The 17,555-nt window shown below is 71.2% G+C and carries 16 protein-coding genes; 10 read left to right on the plus strand and 6 right to left on the minus strand.

Annotation, left to right across the window (positions count from 1 at the left end):
- Positions 1-120: 120 nt before the first annotated feature.
- The 5 genes from rpoN to ACFQUV_RS19040 all read right to left on the minus strand — a co-directional run bounded on the left by rpoN (position 121) and on the right by ACFQUV_RS19040 (position 5,249).
- A complete protein-coding gene (rpoN, locus tag ACFQUV_RS19020; protein WP_129607276.1) occupies positions 121-1,665 on the minus strand; it encodes an RNA polymerase factor sigma-54 in 1,545 nt (514 codons plus the stop codon).
- 251 nt (positions 1,666-1,916) lie between these two features.
- The gene (lptB, locus tag ACFQUV_RS19025; protein WP_244601418.1) at positions 1,917-2,861 is read right to left on the minus strand and encodes an LPS export ABC transporter ATP-binding protein; all 945 of its coding nucleotides are present in this window, start codon (positions 2,859-2,861) and stop codon (positions 1,917-1,919) included.
- Positions 2,862-2,958: 97 nt separating this feature from the next.
- Positions 2,959-3,756 carry an LptA/OstA family protein gene (locus tag ACFQUV_RS19030; RefSeq protein ID WP_129607275.1) on the minus strand — a complete coding sequence of 266 codons (798 nt, stop codon included), beginning with the start codon at positions 3,754-3,756 and terminating at the stop codon, positions 2,959-2,961.
- On the minus strand, positions 3,753-4,391 hold the full coding sequence (gene lptC / locus ACFQUV_RS19035; RefSeq protein WP_129607274.1) for an LPS export ABC transporter periplasmic protein LptC: 639 nt from the start codon (positions 4,389-4,391) through the stop codon (positions 3,753-3,755). The genes ACFQUV_RS19030 and lptC overlap by 4 nt, the downstream gene beginning before the upstream one ends.
- A 243-nt stretch (positions 4,392-4,634) precedes the next feature.
- Positions 4,635-5,249: a ribonuclease D gene (locus tag ACFQUV_RS19040; protein WP_129607273.1), complete on the minus strand. Its 615-nt coding sequence runs from the start codon at positions 5,247-5,249 to the stop codon at positions 4,635-4,637.
- A gap of 266 nt (positions 5,250-5,515) precedes the next feature.
- Here ACFQUV_RS19040 and ACFQUV_RS19045 point away from each other — a divergent pair, with 266 nt between their 5' ends.
- Positions 5,516-6,229: a septal ring lytic transglycosylase RlpA family protein gene (locus ACFQUV_RS19045; protein WP_244601417.1), complete on the plus strand. Its 714-nt coding sequence runs from the start codon at positions 5,516-5,518 to the stop codon at positions 6,227-6,229.
- Between the two features lie 15 nt (positions 6,230-6,244).
- On the opposite strand, the gene ACFQUV_RS19050 is transcribed toward ACFQUV_RS19045, so the two are convergent.
- The gene (locus ACFQUV_RS19050; RefSeq protein WP_129607272.1) at positions 6,245-7,180 is read right to left on the minus strand and encodes a LysR family transcriptional regulator; all 936 of its coding nucleotides are present in this window, start codon (positions 7,178-7,180) and stop codon (positions 6,245-6,247) included.
- 267 nt (positions 7,181-7,447) lie between these two features.
- Here ACFQUV_RS19050 and ACFQUV_RS19055 point away from each other — a divergent pair, with 267 nt between their 5' ends.
- From ACFQUV_RS19055 to ACFQUV_RS19095, 9 genes are all read left to right on the plus strand, one after another.
- Complete coding sequence (locus ACFQUV_RS19055; protein ID WP_129607271.1) at positions 7,448-8,344, plus strand: fumarylacetoacetate hydrolase family protein; 897 nt, start codon at positions 7,448-7,450, stop codon at positions 8,342-8,344.
- A 13-nt stretch (positions 8,345-8,357) separates the two neighbouring features.
- Entirely contained in the window at positions 8,358-9,536 is a 1,179-nt protein-coding gene (locus ACFQUV_RS19060; protein ID WP_129607270.1) for a LeuA family protein, read from the plus strand.
- A gap of 96 nt (positions 9,537-9,632) precedes the next feature.
- A complete protein-coding gene (locus tag ACFQUV_RS19065; RefSeq protein ID WP_129607269.1) occupies positions 9,633-10,403 on the plus strand; it encodes an SDR family NAD(P)-dependent oxidoreductase in 771 nt (256 codons plus the stop codon).
- Between the two features lie 206 nt (positions 10,404-10,609).
- Complete coding sequence (locus tag ACFQUV_RS19070; protein ID WP_129607268.1) at positions 10,610-11,410, plus strand: crotonase/enoyl-CoA hydratase family protein; 801 nt, start codon at positions 10,610-10,612, stop codon at positions 11,408-11,410.
- 50 nt (positions 11,411-11,460) lie between these two features.
- The gene (locus tag ACFQUV_RS19075) at positions 11,461-12,276 is read left to right on the plus strand and encodes an enoyl-CoA hydratase-related protein (RefSeq protein ID WP_129607267.1); all 816 of its coding nucleotides are present in this window, start codon (positions 11,461-11,463) and stop codon (positions 12,274-12,276) included.
- Complete coding sequence (locus ACFQUV_RS19080; protein ID WP_129607266.1) at positions 12,273-13,583, plus strand: 3-hydroxyacyl-CoA dehydrogenase family protein; 1,311 nt, start codon at positions 12,273-12,275, stop codon at positions 13,581-13,583. The genes ACFQUV_RS19075 and ACFQUV_RS19080 overlap by 4 nt, the downstream gene beginning before the upstream one ends.
- Before the next feature lie 102 nt (positions 13,584-13,685).
- Entirely contained in the window at positions 13,686-15,419 is a 1,734-nt protein-coding gene (locus ACFQUV_RS19085; protein ID WP_129607265.1) for an acyl-CoA carboxylase subunit beta, read from the plus strand.
- Positions 15,420-15,752: 333 nt separating this feature from the next.
- On the plus strand, positions 15,753-16,463 hold the full coding sequence (locus ACFQUV_RS19090; protein ID WP_129607264.1) for a hypothetical protein: 711 nt from the start codon (positions 15,753-15,755) through the stop codon (positions 16,461-16,463).
- Between the two features lie 259 nt (positions 16,464-16,722).
- Positions 16,723-17,349: a helix-turn-helix transcriptional regulator gene (locus ACFQUV_RS19095; RefSeq protein ID WP_111388551.1), complete on the plus strand. Its 627-nt coding sequence runs from the start codon at positions 16,723-16,725 to the stop codon at positions 17,347-17,349.
- Positions 17,350-17,555 lie beyond the last annotated feature (206 nt).

The following is a 17,555-nucleotide window of genomic DNA, read 5'->3' on the forward strand; positions in this document are numbered from 1 at the left end:
CCGGGGGTTCGTGCGGCCGGCAGCGTAGCCCAGCCCCCGCCGCCACGACAGCGGCGCCGCGTCCACTGCTTGCGCCGGCGCAAGCCGAGCCGGCGATCCGCGGCGCGCGGACCGCGTTCCCTACACCACCGCGGCCTTCATCTGCTTATCGCGGCGGCGCTGCACCGAGGAGGGGATGCGCATGGCCTCGCGATACTTGGCGACGGTGCGCCGCGCGATGTCGATGCCGGCGGCGCGTAGCTTCTCGACGATGGTGTCGTCGGACAGCACGTCGTCGGGCCGCTCGGCGTCGATCATCTGCTTGATGCGATGGCGCACCGCCTCGGCCGAATGCGCCTCGCCGCCGTCGGCGGCGGCGATCGCCGAGGTGAAGAAGAACTTCAGCTCGAAGGTGCCGCGATGGGTCGCCATGTACTTGTTGGCGGTGACCCGCGACACCGTCGACTCGTGCATCCCGATGGCGTCGGCGACGGTCTTGAGGTTGAGCGGCCGCAGATGCTCGACCCCGTGGATCAGGAAGGCGTCCTGCTGACGGACGATCTCGCTCGCCACCTTGAGGATGGTCTTGGCCCGCTGGTCGAGGGCGCGCACCAGCCAGGCGGCGCTCTGCATGCAGTCGGAGAGATAGGACTTGTCGGTGTCCTTCTTGGTGCGACCGGCGATGCGCGCATAGTAGGTCTGGTTGACCAGCACCTTGGGCAGGGTGTCGCTGTTCAGCTCGACGATGAAGGTGCCATCGGGGGCCTGGCGGACGAACACGTCCGGCACCACCGGCTGCACCACGGCGGAGCCGAACCGCAGCCCCGGCTTGGGGTCGAGCCGCCGGATCTCGGCGATCATGTCGGCGATGTCCTCGTCGGAGACGCCGCATTTGCGCTTGAGGCCGGCGATGTCGCGCTTGGCCAGGAGGTCGAGATGGGCGACCAGCGCCTGCATGGCGGGGTCGAAGCGATCCCGCTCGCGTAGCTGGATCGCCAGGCACTCGGCGAGCGTGCGGGCGCAGACGCCGGACGGGTTGAAGGTCTGGAGCTTGGCCAGCACCGCCTCGACCTTGGCGATCGGGCAGCCGAGCTTGTCGGCGACCTCGGCGGGATCGCCGGCGAGGTAGCCGGCCTCGTTGACCATGTCGAGCAGGTAGTGGGCGATCATCCGCTCGGCCGGATCGACGACCGTGAGGGCGAGCTGCTCGGCCAGGTGGTCGGCGAGCGTCGGCTCCGCCGCCACGAAGGCTTCGAGATTGTAGTCGTCGCCGTCGTGGCTGCCGCCCCCGACGCCGGACCATTCCGAGTAGGCACCGGGCCGCTCCTCGGCAGCCCGGGCCGGACCGGGCGCCGCCTCGTCCGGGAAGACGTTCTCGAAGTCGGTGTCGAGCCGCGCCTCGATGGAAGCGGGGCTGGTGTCGAGATTGTCGGCCAGCCATTCGTCGGCCACGTCGCGGGGGCCGGCGGCGGGCTCGGGCGGCCCGGGCTCGATGTCGGCCTCGGACGGTCCGCCCGCCTCCTCGCCGGTGTCGCGCTCCAGCAGCGGGTTACGCTCCAGCTCGCCTTCGACATAGGCGCCGAGATCGAGATGAGAGAGCTGCAACAGCTTGATGGCTTGCAGAAGCTGGGGAGTCATCACCAGCGACTGGGTCTGCCGAAGCTGCAACCGTTGCGACAGGGCCATGATACACCGAAGCCTGGTCCGGTTCTTGCTTATCCTCTTTGTCGGCGGCTGTATATCCGAATTTCTGCGGGCTTTCGGAGGCGCCGCCATCGTGCCTGGGGATGTCCCGGAGCGGATCGGTGCCACCTAGGCGGCAACGTCCGGCGACCTGCGGCGCGCTCGGCCGCGGCAGGGGTTCACAATGTCGTGAGCGGGTGTGAGCAGGTCGGAGCGATAAGGCTGGACAGGCGCGCCAAGAGCGAGCGGGCCGCCTACATCCGGAACCCTTCGCCGAGATAGAGCCGGCGCACGTCGGGATTGTTGACGACGTCGTCGGTGCGGCCCTCGGTCAGCACCTCGCCCGAGTAGATGATGTAGGCGCGGTCGGTGAGGCCGAGCGTCTCGCGGACATTGTGGTCGGTGATGAGGACGCCGATGCCGCGCTGGGTCAGGTGACGGACCAGCGCCTGGATGTCGCCGACCGCGATCGGGTCGATGCCGGCGAACGGCTCGTCGAGCAGCATGTAGCTCGGGCGGCTCGCCAGGGCGCGGGCGATCTCGACGCGGCGCCGCTCGCCGCCCGACAGCGCGATCGACGGCGACTTGCGCAGCCGCCCGATGTTGAACTCGTCCAGCAGCGCGTCGAGATCGTGCTCGCGCCGCTTCTTGTTCGGCTCGACGATCTCCAGCACGGCGCGGATGTTGTCCTCGACATTGAGGCCGCGGAAGATCGACGGCTCCTGCGCCAGATAGCCGATTCCGAGGCGGGCGCGCTGATACATCGGCAGTGCCGTGACGTCGTAGCCGTCGAGCTCGATGCGGCCGCGGTCCGCCTTGATCAGCCCGGTGATCATGTAGAACACCGTGGTCTTGCCGGCACCGTTCGGCCCGAGCAGGCCGACCGCCTCGCCGCGGCGGACATAGAGGCTCACGCCCTTCACCACCTTGCGGCCCACGAAGGTCTTCTCGACGCCGTGGATCGCCAGATAGCCGTGCGCGGCGGCGCGGCGGGCCTCCGCATCGGCGGCGGCGGAGCGGCGCGGAAGACGGCGGCTCTCGCCGGGGTCGGCCGTGCGCGGGTCGGGGCCGCGGGTATCAAGGCTCATGGACGGTGATCCGGTCGGCATCATCGGCTCGTCGAACCAACCGGCCGAGGCGATGTCGCGGCCGCGGGGCTTCGGCGCCCGGGGTCTGAACCTGGCGAAAAATCCGGCCACGCGCGCCTCGACGCCTCCGAGCTCATGGCCGGTTCGCGGGGCCGGCCCGGGGCGGACCATAGCGGGTTGTCGGACCGGCGCAACCGAGCGGCCCGGCTCAGTAGAGGCCGCTGGGGCCGGCGGGCCGCGGCCGCGGCGCCTCGCGGCTGGGCTCACGGCTGCCGCCGGGCGGGGCCGGCGTCGCCCCGGGGGCGTCCGGGCGGCTCTGGCTGCCGGGCTGGAGCACCGCCGAGACGCGGCAGGAGCCGTTGGTCTTGCCGCACTCGACGCGCGACACCCCGGTGCCGATATCGACCACCAGGCGGTCGCCCTTCACGGCGTTCGGCCCCTGCGAGATGACGACGTTGCCGAGCAGCGTCACCGTGTTGGCCTTCATGTCGAAGATGCCGGCGTCGCCGGCCGCGATCTGATCCTTCTGGGTGACCACCACGCTGCCGCGCGCCTCGATGCGCTTGATCTGCTGCGACCCGGCCGGCCCGGCGGTGGCGGGCGCCGCGGCGGCCGGCTTGGCGCCCGGCTTGGGATCGCTGCTCTTGGCGTCGGGCTCGTAGAACACCACGAGGCTCTGGCACTTCAAGGTGACGTCGCCCTGCACCAGATGCACGTCGCCCGCGAAGGTGGCCATCTTCTCCTTGTCGCGCACCTCGAGCGAGGCCGACTCGATCTTCACCGGCTTGTCGCGGTTCTGGGAAAAGCCCTGGAGGGCGTTGGGTGGTCCGCTCGCCGGCTGGGCGGCCGCGACACCCGCGAGCGGCGGCCCGAGCGCCAGGATGGCGGCGACGAGCGCCGCCCGGCCCCACGCCGCGACACCCGCGCCTGAGACACCCGCGCCGGGCAGGCCGGCGGGTCCCCCGCGACGGCGCGGCGAGCCGGAATGCGCAACCGGAGGGCTCATCGCAGGCCCGCCCGGCCGGGGGCGCCCACGCTGCCGACCGGCCCGGTGGCGTCCGCCTCGCGGGTCGGCGCCATGGCCTTGTCGTCGCCGAAGAACAGGTTGGTCTGCACGCCGTTGCTGAAGCGCACCACCTTGCCGCCGTCCGAGATGTCGAGCCGGTTGGCGTCGACGGTGCCGTTGGGCAGCCGCACCACGACCGGCGCCTCCGACACGATGGTGCCCTTCTTGACGTCGAGCACCGCCTCCAGGAGGTCGGCCTCGAAGCCCTTGCCGGTGCGCACCACGATCCGCTCGGTCAGCCGCAGGTTGTCCTGCTTGGTGTCGTAGACGCCGTTCACCGCCGTCACCGTGATGGCGCCCTGGTCATCGGTCTGCACCTGCGCCTTCAAATCCTTCAGCTCCAGGAGGCCCGGATTGGCGAGGTCCTGGGCAGCGGCCCGGGCGGTCAGCTCGTAGGGCTTCTGGTCGTTGGTGAAGCCGGCGAGGCGCGGCAGCTCCATGGTGATCTTGGTGCCGCTGACCACCAGCTTGCCGGGATCGATGGCGGCGTCGGCCTGCTGGAACGGGTTGAAGAATACCGCGACCACCAGCACCCCGCAGGTCGCCACGATGCCGACCGGGATGGCCACCCGCATGGCCCGGATGAAGCGGCTGTGGCGCGCGGCCCGGCGGAACCGGCGATCGCCGTCGTTCGCCGGCAGGAACCGGGCGCGGGCGTCCTCGTGATACGAAGCGGCGGCGGTCAGGTGACTGTCCCCAGCATCTCGGTCGCGGACCGGGCCGTGCCGGCGCGCGCGACTCTCGGCGCGATCCGACCGGAGCGAACCAGCCCCGACAAGGTCGCTGTCGAATATGGCCGTCCCGCGGCGGACACGCCATCACGAGTGGGCGAAGATGTCCTCCTCGGCCCAGCCGGCGAGGTCCAGCATGGCCCGAACCGGCAAAAAGGAGAAGCAGGCGGCGGCGAACTCGGTGCGGCCCTCGCGGGCCAGCATCTCGTCGAGCCGCGTCTTGAGAGCGTGCAGGTGGAGGACGTCGGAGGCCGCATAGGCGACCTGCGCGTCGGTCAGCTCGGCGGCGCCCCAGTCGGAGGACTGCTGCTGCTTCGACAGATCGACCCCCAGCACCTCCTTGGAGAGGTCCTTGAGGCCGTGCTTGTCGGTGTAGGTGCGGGTGAGGCGCGAGGCGATCTTGGTGCAGTAGACCGGCCCCGGCATCACCCCGAAGGTCTTGAACAGCACGGCGAGATCGAAGCGGGCGAAGTGGAAGATCTTGAGCCGCCGCTCGTCGGCCAGCAGCGCCTTCAGGTTGGGGGCGTCGCGGGCGCCGGGCGGAATCTGCACCACGTCGGCGGAGCCGTCGCCGGGCGAGAGCTGCACCACGCAGAGCCGGTCGCGGCCGGGGACGAGCCCCATGGTCTCGGTGTCGATGGCGACGGCCCCCTGGTAGCGGGCGAGGTCGGGCAGGTCGCCGCGATGCAGGCGGATCGTCATGGTTCCTTCCGGCGGCTCATGGCCGGTTGATCGCCGCCGCTGTGCCCGACAGGGCGCGGACTCGGGGGCGGGGGGCCGGGGCCGTCGTCCAATCGACTGATCGGCAAGCGGATTTCGGCCTCAATTCGGCCACCTGTGTAGCACACGGGGAACGCGGGTCAACGGCAGCCGCCGCGCCATGGGGGTGCCCGGGGGCGATCCACCGCGTGTGGATCGTGGCATCGGAAGCGGCCCCAGGACCCGAGTGTCGGCAGGGGGAGGTCGGCATGCGCAAGCTGATGGTCGGAGCGGCCGCCTGGACCGCTTTCGCGGCCGGGCTCGTCGGCCCGGCGGGGCTGCCGGTCGCGGCGGCGCGCGAGCGCCCGCCGGTGCAGCCGGCCCAGCCGCTGAACCCACCGGCCCGGTTCGCCACCGCCGATCCGAGCGCGGTCGATCTCGCCGGGACCGGCCCGTCGGCCGCCGTGCCGCTGCCGCGCCCCCGCCCGTCCGCCCAGACGTCGGCCCCCGTCCAGAGAACCGCCGCCGTGCTGCCAGCCGCCCCGTTGCCGGCTGTCGCCGGACTCGTGCCGATGCCGCGCCCGCGGCCGCTGGCCCTCGCGACCCTGATCCCACCGGCGGTGGCCGCCGCGCCGCCTGTCCCGGCCGCGAAGCCGGAGGGGACTGTGCGAACCGCCGCCCTGACGGCCGGCACCGTCGACCCGCGCTGCGAGGGCCGCGGCCGGCTGGTCCGTTCGGCCTTCTACTGGCAGGGCACCCGCACCGCGAGCGGCGCCCGCTTCGATCCCGACGGGCTCTCGGCGGCGCACCGCACCCTGCCGTTCGGCACCCGCCTGACCGTCACCAATCCGCGCAACGGCCGCTCGGTCGAGGTGGTGGTCAACGACCGCGGTCCCTATACGGCCGGGCTGCACATCGACATCAGCCGCGGCGCCGCCCGCGCCATCGGGCTCAAGGGCACCGGCACCGTCTGCCTGATGTGACGGCCGCACTCCGCGTCAGGGTGCGGACGGCGGCGGCTCGGCTGCCGGATCGTCGCGGGCGATCGCCCGGATGATGCGGGCGAAGCGGGCCGCCGGCGGCGACAGCGGCTCGTCGCGCCGCCACACCAGCCCGACCGGCCGCCGGGAGCCGACATCGGCGAGGCGGATCACCGCGAGCCGGCCGGCCGCCGCCTCGACCTCGACCAGCCGCGACGACACCACCGAGACGCAACCGGCATTCATCACCATCGACTTGATGGCGAGGATCGAGTTGGTGCTGATGCTGCGCACCGGCCAATCGAGCCCGGCGGCCGCGAACACCACCTCCATCTGCTGCCGGAAGGCGCTGCCGCCGGCCGGCAGCACCCAGCGCATGTCGCCGAGATCGGACAGCCGCACCGCGTCGCGGCCGGCGAGCGGATGATCGGGCGCGGTGATCAGCGCCCAGTCGACGCCGAGCAGGGCCTCCTCCTCGGTGTCGGGATGCTGGGCCGCAGCACCGAGCCGGCGCACCAGCAGATCGAGCTTGCGGGTGCGCAGCATCTCGGTGATCTCCTGATCGAGCCCGTCGACCACCGACACTGCGATGCCCGGCGTCTCGCGCATCAGCACCTCGATGCAGCGCGGCACCAGATCGACCGCGGTGATCGGCGTGATGCCGATGGCCAGCGTGCCTTCGAGCCCGAGCGCCCGCATTCGCACGTCCTCGGCGGCGCGGGCGAGCAGCGCCTCCAGCGCCTCGGCATGGAACATCAGCGCGTCGCCGAAGCCGTTGAGCCGCGCGCCCTGGCGGCCGCGCTCCATCACCCGCACGCCGACCTCGCGCTCCAGCAGCGCGATGCTCTGCGACAGCGCCGGCTGCGACAGGCCGAGCGCCTCGGCGGCGCCGCTGATCGAGCCGTGCCGCGCCACGGCCAGCAGCTCCAGCAGGCGGCGCGGTTCGATCTTCATCGGATGTCCCGGACGGTTGGCGCCCCGCCGCGCGGCTTTCGCACGGCTCCGGCGCTCGTGCGGCGAGCCTATCACCCTTCGGCGCCGCCGCGGAAGCCGCCCCGGCAGCCGCGCACCGCCGCCATAACCCGAGCCGATGGCCTTCCCAATTTTCAGTATTGGACCGTGCTCTCCGGCGCTTCGTAAGCTCCGCCCCGACCGCCGCTCCGGCGCCCCCGCGGGGTGCAGGCCGGGACACGACACCGCGAGACGCGAGGAGACGAGAGCATGAAGCTGGCCACCTTCGAGGTCGGAACCGAAAAGCTGGTCGGCGCCGTCGACGGCGACGCGATCGTCGTGATCGACGTGCCCGACATGCGCACGCTGTTCGCCCTCGGCACGCCCGTGAAGGCGCAGGCCGAGCAGCGCATGACCAGCCGCCGCTTCAAGCTCGCCGACGTCAAGCTGTGCGCTCCGATCATCCCGAAGAAGATCTTCCACTCGGCCGGCAACTACGCCGAGCACGCCCACGAGGGCGACCGCTCCAACTGGGTCGCCGCCATCAAGCCGTGGATCGTGTTCTTGCAGAACGTCGACGCCATCATCGGGCCGGACGATCCGGTGGTGTATCCCGAGCACCTGACCAAGGAGCTCGACTACGAGCTGGAGCTGTGCGTCGTGCTCGCCAAGGACGGCAAGTTCTTCGACGAGAAGGAGGCGGCCGACTACATCGGCGGCTACGTCATCTTCAACGACATCACGGCGCGCGACATCCAGCGCCGCGAGATGGAGTCGGCCAACTTCTGCTTCTCGAAGTCGATCGACACCTTCTGCCCGTTCGGTCCGTGGATCGTCACGCCCGACGAGATCCCGGACCCCTACAATCTCGCGCTGGAGCTGCGGGTCAACGGCGAGAAGCGCCAGATCTCCAACTCCAGCCACATGTCGGTGACGATCCCGCAGCTCCTCGCCAAGTTCTCGCCGCTCGGCTTCAACGCCGGCGACATTCTCACCACCGGCACCGTGTCGGGCGTGGCGGCGTTCAGCGCCGATCCGCAAGCTTGGTATCTCAAGCCCGGCGACCTGATGGAGGCCGAGATCGAGAAGATCGGCGTGCTGCGCAACCGGGTGATCTCGTGGAAGGACGCCTACGGGGTCGAGCCGCCGCCGTTCCAGAAATTCTGACCGGGAGGCCGTGATGATCGACCGAACCAAGGTGTGGGCCGGCACCCTCAACGAGGTGGCGCTCGGCGGTCGCGCCAAGCGCAGCGTCGGCTTCTACGACACCACGTTGCGTGACGGCGAGCAGGCGGTGGGCGCCGCCTTCGATCCCGCCCAGAAGCTGGAGATCGCCAAGCTGGTGGACGGGCTCGGCGTCGGCCGCATCGAGGCGGGCTTTCCGCGCGTCTCCGAGGAGGACCGCGAGGCGATCCGCGCCATCACCCAGGCGGGCCTGAAGGCCGAGATCTGGGGCTTCTCGCGCGCGCTCGTCGACGACGTCGAGGCGGTGGTCGATCTCGGCCTGCGCTTCTGCGTCATCGAGGCGCCGATCTCCGATCCCAAGCTCGCGGCGCTCGGGGTCACCCGCGAGCAGGTGCTGGGCCGCATCGAGAAGGCGGTCGCCTTCGCGGTCAGGAACGACGTGCGGGTCGCCTTCTTCGGCGTCGATTCGACGCGCGCCGATCTCGGCTTCTTCGAGCGCGTCTATCGCGCCGCCCTCGACGTCGGTGCCGCCGAGATCGCCATCGTCGACACGCTCGGCATCGCGACGCCCGAGGCGGTCACCTTCCTGATCGGCCGCACCCGCGAATGGGTTGGCGACGGCGTGCCGATCCACTTCCACGGCCACAACGACTTCGGCCTCGCCACCGCCAGCGCGATCGCCGCCGTCTATGCGGGCGCATCGTGGATTCACGGCACCGTCGACGGCATCGGCGAGCGCGGCGGCAACGCCAACCTGCCGGAGATCGCGCTGGCGCTCGAACTGCTCTACGGGGTGGAGACGGGCCTGCGGCTCGATCGCGCCCGCAAGGCATCCGAGCGCCTGCGCGAGATCGGACGTTATCAGCTCGAACCGTGGAAGCCGGTCACCGGCGAGAACCTGTTCGTGCGCGAGACCGGCGCCGTGGCGGCGCAGTTCCACATTCCCGAGGCGATCGAGCCCTATGCGGCCTCGCTGCTCGACACGCCGCGCGGCATCGTGCTCGGCAAGAAGAGCGGCGCCGCCTCGATCACCCTGAAATGCGAGGAGCTGGGGCTGCCGGCGCGGCCCGAGAAGGTCGCGACGCTGCTCGCTGCCGTCAAGTCGCTCGCTCTCGAAAAGCGCGGCCTCGTCACCGACGAGGAGTTCGCCGCCATCGTCCACCGTCACGGCTGAGATCGTCCGGCGTCGGTGGTCGCGGTCGGGCCGGGACCTCCCGGCCGCGCGCCGCCGGCGCCGTGACGTCCGCCTCGGACCAAAGGAAACTCCGTCATGGGTCGATTCCAGGACAAGAAGGTGCTGGTCACCGGATCGGGGCGCGGCTTCGGCGCCGTGCTGGCGCTCGCCTTCGCGGACGAGGGCGCCGACGTCGTCGTCCACTACAACTCGTCCGCCAACGGGGCCGAGGAGGTCGCGGCCGAGATCCGCAGGCGCGGACGGAAGGCCATCACGGTCAAGGGCGACATCGCCTCCCATGCCGACGTGGTGCGCATCGCCGAAACCTGCTTCGGCACGTTCGGCGGCTGCGACGTGCTGGTCAACAATGTCGGTGACATGGCGATCGAGCAGACGTCGTGGCGCGAGTTCGACGAGAAGGTGATCGATCACACGCTGGCGGTCGACATCAAGGGCACGATGTTCATGATCCACGAGATCGGCATCCGCATGCTGGACGGCGGCCTGGGTGGCGTCATCGTCAACATCGGCTCGCAGGTGGTGATCGCCGGTTCTCCGCGCGCCCCCCAGTATGCCGCGGCGAAATACGGCGTCATCGGCCTGACCAAGTCGTATGCACGCGCGCTCGCCCCCAAGGTGCGGGTCAACACCCTGGGCGCCGCCTTCATGGAGACCGAGGCGCTGAAGAACCGCCACGACTGGAAGACCGGCCGCCGCGAGGAGGTGCTGCGCCAGACGCCGCTCGCCCGCATCGCCACCCCGGACGACATGGTCGGCCCGACCCTGTTCCTGGCCGGCGACGACTCCCGCCACATGACCGGGCAGTTCCTTCTGGCCAATGGCGGCCTCGCCATGGTGGGCGCCTGACCGGGACGGCCGCGATGCCGGGCATCGGGCCGGCCGCCAACCGGCGCGCCGCCGCCACCGGACCGAGGGAGGCGCCGACTGACGGCGAACCGGCGTCCACTTCGCCGGAAAATGCTCTAGGTTGCGTGCGCCGGTTGCGGTCTCGGGGGCGAAGCGATCCGGCTTCGCCCGGACGCGCGTTCCGGCTGCACAGGAACGACGCGACCATGGGTGCCACGCTGCACGTCTCCCGCCGGGACCACGTGATGCTGCTGGAGATCGCCGACCCGGCGACCCGCAACGCGCTGGGGGGCGACAAGTTCTTCCGGGCGATCGAGGAGGCGATCCGGATCGCCAACGACGACATGGACATCCGGGTGGTGATCGTCACCGGACAGGGCGAGGCGTTCTCGTCCGGCGGCAATGTGCGCGAGATGCACGGCCGCAAGGGCATGTTCGGCGGCACCCCGGAGCAGATCGCCGAGCAGTACCGAACCGGCATCCAGCGCATCCCGATGGCGTTCTGGAAGCTCGACGTGCCGGCGATCGCTGCCGTCAACGGCGCCGCCATCGGGGCCGGCTGCGATCTCGCCTGCATGTGCGACATCCGCATCGCCTCCGAGCGCGCGGTGTTCGCCGAGAGCTTCGTCAAGGTCGGCATCGTGGCGGGCGACGGCGGCTCGTGGCTGCTGCCGCGCGCCATCGGCCATTCGCGCGCCGCCGAGATGGCGTTCACGGGCGACACCATCGACGCCGCGACGGCGCGTGAGATCGGCCTGGTGTCGCGCGTGGTGCCGCACGACGAGCTGATGACGGCGGCGTTCGAGCTGGCCGGCCGCATCGCCGCCAACCCGCCGCACGCGCTGCGCTGGAACAAGCGTCTCCTGCGCGAATCGCAGATCGCCCGGCTCGACACCGTGCTGGAGATGGCGGCCGCCTATCAGGCGCTCGCCCATCGCACCGAGGACCACACCGAGGCGGTGACGGCGCTTCTGGAGAAGCGCCGGCCCGTGTTCAAGGGACGCTGACGGTCGCGGGCGCGGCCGGCGGCCGGCCGCGTCTGCGGGAGGACGACGCCATGACGACGGACGGTGAGCCGCCGCTTCTGAGGATCGAGCGGCCCGAGGACGGCATCGCGGTCGTCCGCATCGATCGGCCGGAGGTGCGCAACGCCCTCAACCTGGCGTTGCGGCGGGCGCTCGCCGCCGCGTTCCGGCAGCTCGGCGCCGATCCGGTCCTGCGCGCCATCGTCCTCACCGGCGACGACCGTGCCTTCTGCGCCGGCGCCGATCTCGCCGAGTATGTCGACGCCTCGCCGATCGACATTCTGGCGCGCGACATGGGTCCGCTGTGGGACGCCGTCGCCGACTGCCCGGTGCCGGTGATCGCCGCCGTCAACGGCTTCGCCATCGGGGGCGGCTGCGAGCTGGCCATGCTGGCCGACATCATCGTGGCGGGGCGCTCGGCGAAGTTCGGCCAGCCCGAGGTGCAGATCGGCATCACGCCGGGCGGCGGCGCCACCCAGCGGCTGACGCGGGCGGTCGGCAAGTTCGCGGCGATGCGGCTGATGCTGACCGGCGAGATCATCGACGCCGCGGAGGCGCACGCCATCGGCCTCGTCAGCCGCCTGGTCGACGACGACGCGGTGATGCCCGAGGCGCTGCGCCTCGCTCGGCTGATCGCCCAGGCGGCGCCGCTCGCGGTGCGCAAGACCAAGGAACTGGTGCTGGAGAGCATGACGGTGCCGCTCGCCGCCGGCCTGCGCGCCGAGCGCGCCGCCTTCCAGCTCATGTTCGCGACGCGCGACAAGAGCGAGCGCATGCGGGCCTTTCTCGAACGACGTAAATCCCGGCCGCGCGCCGACGCGGACGGCGAACCCGGACGACGATCATGACATCCGACATTCGATCCGTGGCGGTGATCGGCGGCGGCACCATGGGCAGCGGCATCGCCGCCGCCTGCGTGGCCGCCGGGCGTGACGTGCTGCTTCTCGAAGCCGACGCGGCGCTCGCCGACAAGGCCCGCGCCCGCGTCGTCAGCCTGGCAGCGGACGACACCGAGGCCGCTCTGTTCCGCGACAAGCTCACGGTCGGCACGCTGGCGGCGGATGCGCCGCGGCTGGCGGCGTGCGACTGGATCTGCGAGGCGGTGATCGAGACGCTCGACGCCAAGCGCGCCGTGCTGGCCGCCATCGAGCCGGTGCGCCGCGACGGCTCCATCGTATCGACCAACACCTCGGGCATTCCGCTCCGCGCCCTCGTCGACGGCATGCCGGCGCGCCTCGCGCGCGACATGCTGGTCACGCACTTCTTCAACCCGGTGCGGGTGATGCGGCTGGTCGAGATCGTCACCGGCCCGGACACGCGGGCGGAGGTGCGCGACGCGATCACAGGCTTCCTCGGCGGCGTCCTCGGCAAGGGACTCGTCGCCGCCAAGGACACGCCCAACTTCATCGCCAACCGCATCGGCCTGTTCTTCATCCTCACGGGCCTGCACGGTGGCGCCGCGGCGCGCGCCAGGGGACTCGCGCTCGCCCGCGCCGACGCGCTGCTCGGCGCCCCGATCGGCCTGCCGGCGACTGCTCTCTACGGCCTCGTCGATCTGATCGGCCTCGACGTGATCGATGCGATCGCAGCAAATCTCGCGGCGACGCTGCCGGTGGGCGACGCCGGCCGCGCGGTCGCCTCGCTGCCACCGGCCGAGCGCGCGATGGTCGAGCGCGGCCAGCTCGGGCGCAAGAGCGGCGGCGGCTACTGGCGGGTGCGCAAGACCGCCGACGGCGCCAAGCTCAAGGAGGTGTTCGATCCCGATGCCGCCACCTGGAGCGCCGCGCCGCCCGTGGCGCTCGGCGCCGAGGCGGCCGATCTCGCCACGCTGTTCTTCGCCGAGACTACCGATGGTGCGCTGGTGCGCGACGTGCTCGGCGCCACGCTGCTCTATGCCGCCGATCTGGTGCCCGACATCGCCGACGACGTGGTCGCGGTCGATCGCGCCATGCGCTGGGGCTACGCCTGGGGCGCCGGACCGTTCGAGCTGATCGACCGGATCGGGCCTGCGCGGCTGATCGCGCATCTGCGTCACCACGGCCGGTCGCTGCCGCGCATGCTCGCGGTGCTGGAGCGCGCCGGCGCGGCCCGCTTCTACGACGACGGCGGCGTGCTCGGCCCCGATGGCCGCCGGCATCCGCTGCCGCCGGCGTGACGGCGGAGCGGATCGCTTGACGCCCGTATCGAAGACGCGATTGCATCGACGAGCGGCCGGGGCGCACGGCGCGGCGGTCGCCGGACAGGTCAGGAGTGCAGCATGCGACCCTATTTCGAGCGGATGCCGGCGTTCGGGAAGGCCCTCAAGGAGAGCCGGATCACCCGCACGCTGGCGAGCCGGCAGGGCCTCGAAGGCGTCGAGGCGGAGATCGCCCGGCTCGCCGCAGCGCGCCGCGAGGTCGGCCTGCCCGATGCCGAGATCAACAAGCGCGGCGCCCTGACGGTGTGGCAGCGGCTCGGCTATCTGGTCGATCCCGGCACCTGGCACCCGCTGCACAGCCTGTACGATCCGGAGGAGAACGCCGAGGGCACCACCAATGTGGTGGACGGCCTCGCCCGTATCGCCGGCCGCTGGGCGGTGGTCATCGGCTTCGACAACAAGGTGCTGGCCGGCGCCTGGATTCCCGGCCAGTCGGAGAACATCCTGCGGGTCACCGACATCGCGCAGCGGCTGCGCCTGCCGCTGGTCTGGCTGGTCAATTGCAGCGGCGTGAAGCTGCCCGAGCAGGAGCGTTTCTACGGCGGCCGGCGCGGCGGCGGCACGCCGTTCTATCGTCACGCCGAGCTTCAGCAGCTCGGCATTCCGGTGCTGGCCGGCATCTACGGCACCAATCCGGCCGGCGGCGGCTATCAGGCCATCAGCCCGACCATCCTGATCGCCCACAAGGACGCCAACATCGCGGTCGGCGGCGTCGGCATCGTGTCCGGCATGGCGCCCAAGGGCGGCTTCGACGCCGCCGTGCTGGAGGATCTGATCGCCAGGACGCGCGACATGCGCGAGCGGCCGCCGGGCTCGGTGGCGACGCATTTCGAGCACACCGGCTTCTTCACCCGCGTCTACGACGAGGAGATCGGCGTCCTCGACGGCATCAAGGACTACATGCGGGCGCTGCCCGCCTACGATCCCATGATGTTCCGCGTCGCGGCGCCGGCCGAGCCGCTCTATCCGGCGTCCGATCTCTATCATCTGCTGCCGTTCGACCAGGGCGAGACCTACTCGTTCGACGACGTGCTGGCGCGGCTGGTCGACGGCAGCGAGGCGATGGAGTTCCGCCCCGACTACGGCCCGGAGGTGTTCACCGGCCTCGTCAAGATCGACGGCTTCCTGGTCGGCGTCATCGGCAACCGCCAGGGTGTTCTTCCACGCGGCTATCCGGAATACGCGGACTATCCGGGCATCGGCGGCAAGCTGTACCGCCAGGGCCTGATCAAGATGAGCGAGTTCGTCACCCATTGCGGGCGCGACCGCGTGCCGATCGTCTGGTTCCAGGACACGACGGGCATCGACGTCGGCGAGATCGCCGAGCGGGCCGAGCTCTTGGGCCTCGGCCAGTCGCTGATCTACTCGATCCAGTCGACCGACGTGCCGATGATGCTGGCGGTGCTGCGCAAGGGCTCGGCGGCGGCCCACTACATCATGGGCGGACCGACGGCGAACCGCCACAACGCCTTCGCGGTCGGCACCGCGGCCACCGAGATCTACGTCATGCACGGCGAGACCGCGGCGGTCGCCACCTATGCGCGTCGCGCCGTCAAGGACAAGGACGCCGGCAAGCCGCTCGGCCCGATCGCCGACAAGATGAACGAGATGGCGCGCTCCTATCACGAGCGCTCGCGCCCAGCCTGGTGCGCCCGCCACGGCCTGGTCGACGAGATCGTCGCGCTGACCAGCCTGCGCGGCTACCTGGCCGCCTTCGCGGGGGCCGCCTACCAGAACCCCGGCTCGCTGTGCGCGCGCCACCAGATGCTGCTGCCGCGACTCATCCGGGGTTGATCGGAGCGGCGGCGAGACCGATCGTCGCGGGGACCTGCGTGCAGCGCAGCACAGGCCCTCGCGGCGACGCGAGCGGCGCCGCCCGGCCCCTTGAATTATCCGTCGAATCCGGTGCTGCGGCGCGTTCTCCCCAAGACCGCGGCGCCGCGAGTCCACAGCTTCTGGGCGCATGATAACTTTTCATTAACCATAAGAATTTAAGTCCGGTCCGGTAATGTGTTAAGCATGGTTCCTGATGTGATTCGTCAGGAAATTCACTGTCCGGGCAAGGGAGTGTCTCCCGCTCCGGGCGGACCCGTACGGTAGGTTCCTTTTTTATCTGGAGACAGACCCATGCCCTTCGAGTCGGCAACCCGCGGTTTCGGTCGAACGTTCTGGGCGCGCGCGCTCGGCGCCGCCGTGCTCGTGACCATCGCGGCCGGCAGCACCGCCGCCATGGCGGCTCCGGCCGATCCGTCCCTCGTCGAGGGATCGCAGCGGCTGCTGATCGCGAGCGTGCTGGTGTTCGCGGCGATCGGCTTCGTCGGCTACCGCATCGCCGGCGATTACGTCGAGTCGCTCACGCGCCACGACGTCGAGGTCCCGCCGGCCGCCAACGACGACGCCCCCAAGGCGCGCGCCACCGAGCCGGTTCGCACGATCGTCGCCCCGGTCACCCCGGTGGTCAGCAGCGTCGTCAGCCCGGTCCGCGGCCGCCTCGCGCCGGAGCGTTTCGCCCAGCCGATCCGGGTGGCCCCCAAGATGCCGGAGCCGCAGCCCGTCCGCGGCGTGGTCGCCACGGTGACGCCGCGCTCCGGGGTGTCGAGCCCGGTGGTCGCCCGCAGCGGCCGCACCAGCCCGGTGACCGGCCGCAGCGGCGGCGTGGTCAGCCCGGTTCAGGCCCGCCAGCCCGAGCGGGTGACGGCACGGACGGTCGCCTCGGCCCGCAGCGAGGCACCCCGCAGCGAGGGGGTGCGGGCGGCCGCTCCCCAGGCCCGGGGCGGCGTGACGCGGGTGGCGAGCCCGGTGCGCGGCCGCGAGTCGGCGGTGCGCGCCCGCGCCTGACGCAGGCCGGACCGCCACGGCCGCACAGCGGCGGCCGATGCGGCTTCGAGGATGAACGACCGAGCGCCCGGCCGAAAGGCCGGGCGTTCGTGTTTCGAAGGCCCTCGTGTGATGTTCCGACGGTGCGGCGGGCTCGCGAGCCGGCCCGCGATGGCGGAATTTCTGCCGACCCGGCTTGGCAGACCCAGGCTAAAATTCCTATACTGATTCGATTCCGGTCCCGACACCGCCGCCGGCCCGGACTTCCGCGGGAGGTCAGATGCTGACCCACGCCCAGATCTGGAACGCCCTCGACCGCCTGGCGGCGCGCGCCGGCCTGTCCGCCTCGGGGCTCGCCAAGCGGGCCGGTCTCGATCCCACCACCTTCAACAGGTCGAAGCGGATCACGGCGGACGGCCGGGCGCGCTGGCCGTCGACCGAGTCGGTCGCCAAGTCGCTCGCCGCCACCGGGACCAGCATCGAGGAGTTCGTCAAGCTGATCACCGACGGCACGCCGGCCGAGCAGGCGGTGCCGCTGATCGGCTTCGCCGAGGCGGGCTCGGGCGGCTATTTCGACGACGGCGGCTTTCCGGTCGGCAAGGGCTGGGACGAGATCGCCTTCCCGGCCGTAGAGGACGAGCACGCCTATGCGCTGGAGATCTCCGGCGACTCGATGCAGCCCGCCTATCGGGACGGTGCCGTCATCATCGTGTCGCCCGCCGCCCCGATCCGCCGCGGCGACCGCGTCGTGGTGAAGACCCGCGACGGCGAGGTGATGGCCAAGGAGCTGCGCCGCAAGACCACCAAGACGCTGGAGCTGCGCTCGCTCAATCCCGAGCACGAGGACCGGGTCCTGGCCGCCGAGGAGGTGCTGTGGGTCGCCCGCATCATCTGGGCGAGCCAGTAGGGCGGCACATCCCCGCGGTGGCTGACGTGTGCGGCCTGCTGCTGCAGGCTCATACGAGATCCCGGCGAATCAACTCGGCGGTCATTCCGGAAGCCGCGAAGCGGCTATCCGGCGACTGTCTTGGATGTCAAGCGGGTGCGTATACGACGTCGGCTTTGACGAGGCCGTTGGCGACGACGAGGATCTTCCTGGCGACGGCGATGAGG

Source organism: Rhodoplanes sp. P11 (genome assembly GCF_964266735.1).
GTDB classification, from domain to species: domain Bacteria; phylum Pseudomonadota; class Alphaproteobacteria; order Rhizobiales; family Xanthobacteraceae; genus Rhodoplanes; species Rhodoplanes serenus.

What these genes read in the sequence shown, in the direction of transcription:
- rpoN (WP_129607276.1), bottom strand. Translation starts at nt 1,665, where the DNA reads ATGGCCCTGTCGCAACGGTTGCAGCTTCGGCAGACCCAGTCGCTGGTG.
- ACFQUV_RS19030 (WP_129607275.1), bottom strand. Translation starts at nt 3,756, where the DNA reads ATGAGCCCTCCGGTTGCGCATTCCGGCTCGCCGCGCCGTCGCGGGGGA.
- lptC (WP_129607274.1), bottom strand. Translation starts at nt 4,391, where the DNA reads ATGCGGGTGGCCATCCCGGTCGGCATCGTGGCGACCTGCGGGGTGCTG.
- ACFQUV_RS19040 (WP_129607273.1), bottom strand. Translation starts at nt 5,249, where the DNA reads ATGACGATCCGCCTGCATCGCGGCGACCTGCCCGACCTCGCCCGCTAC.
- ACFQUV_RS19045 (WP_244601417.1), top strand. Translation starts at nt 5,516, where the DNA reads ATGCGCAAGCTGATGGTCGGAGCGGCCGCCTGGACCGCTTTCGCGGCC.
- ACFQUV_RS19050 (WP_129607272.1), bottom strand. Translation starts at nt 7,180, where the DNA reads ATGAAGATCGAACCGCGCCGCCTGCTGGAGCTGCTGGCCGTGGCGCGG.
- ACFQUV_RS19055 (WP_129607271.1), top strand. Translation starts at nt 7,448, where the DNA reads ATGAAGCTGGCCACCTTCGAGGTCGGAACCGAAAAGCTGGTCGGCGCC.
- ACFQUV_RS19060 (WP_129607270.1), top strand. Translation starts at nt 8,358, where the DNA reads ATGATCGACCGAACCAAGGTGTGGGCCGGCACCCTCAACGAGGTGGCG.
- ACFQUV_RS19065 (WP_129607269.1), top strand. Translation starts at nt 9,633, where the DNA reads ATGGGTCGATTCCAGGACAAGAAGGTGCTGGTCACCGGATCGGGGCGC.
- ACFQUV_RS19070 (WP_129607268.1), top strand. Translation starts at nt 10,610, where the DNA reads ATGGGTGCCACGCTGCACGTCTCCCGCCGGGACCACGTGATGCTGCTG.
- ACFQUV_RS19075 (WP_129607267.1), top strand. Translation starts at nt 11,461, where the DNA reads ATGACGACGGACGGTGAGCCGCCGCTTCTGAGGATCGAGCGGCCCGAG.
- ACFQUV_RS19080 (WP_129607266.1), top strand. Translation starts at nt 12,273, where the DNA reads ATGACATCCGACATTCGATCCGTGGCGGTGATCGGCGGCGGCACCATG.
- ACFQUV_RS19085 (WP_129607265.1), top strand. Translation starts at nt 13,686, where the DNA reads ATGCGACCCTATTTCGAGCGGATGCCGGCGTTCGGGAAGGCCCTCAAG.
- ACFQUV_RS19090 (WP_129607264.1), top strand. Translation starts at nt 15,753, where the DNA reads ATGCCCTTCGAGTCGGCAACCCGCGGTTTCGGTCGAACGTTCTGGGCG.
- ACFQUV_RS19095 (WP_111388551.1), top strand. Translation starts at nt 16,723, where the DNA reads ATGCTGACCCACGCCCAGATCTGGAACGCCCTCGACCGCCTGGCGGCG.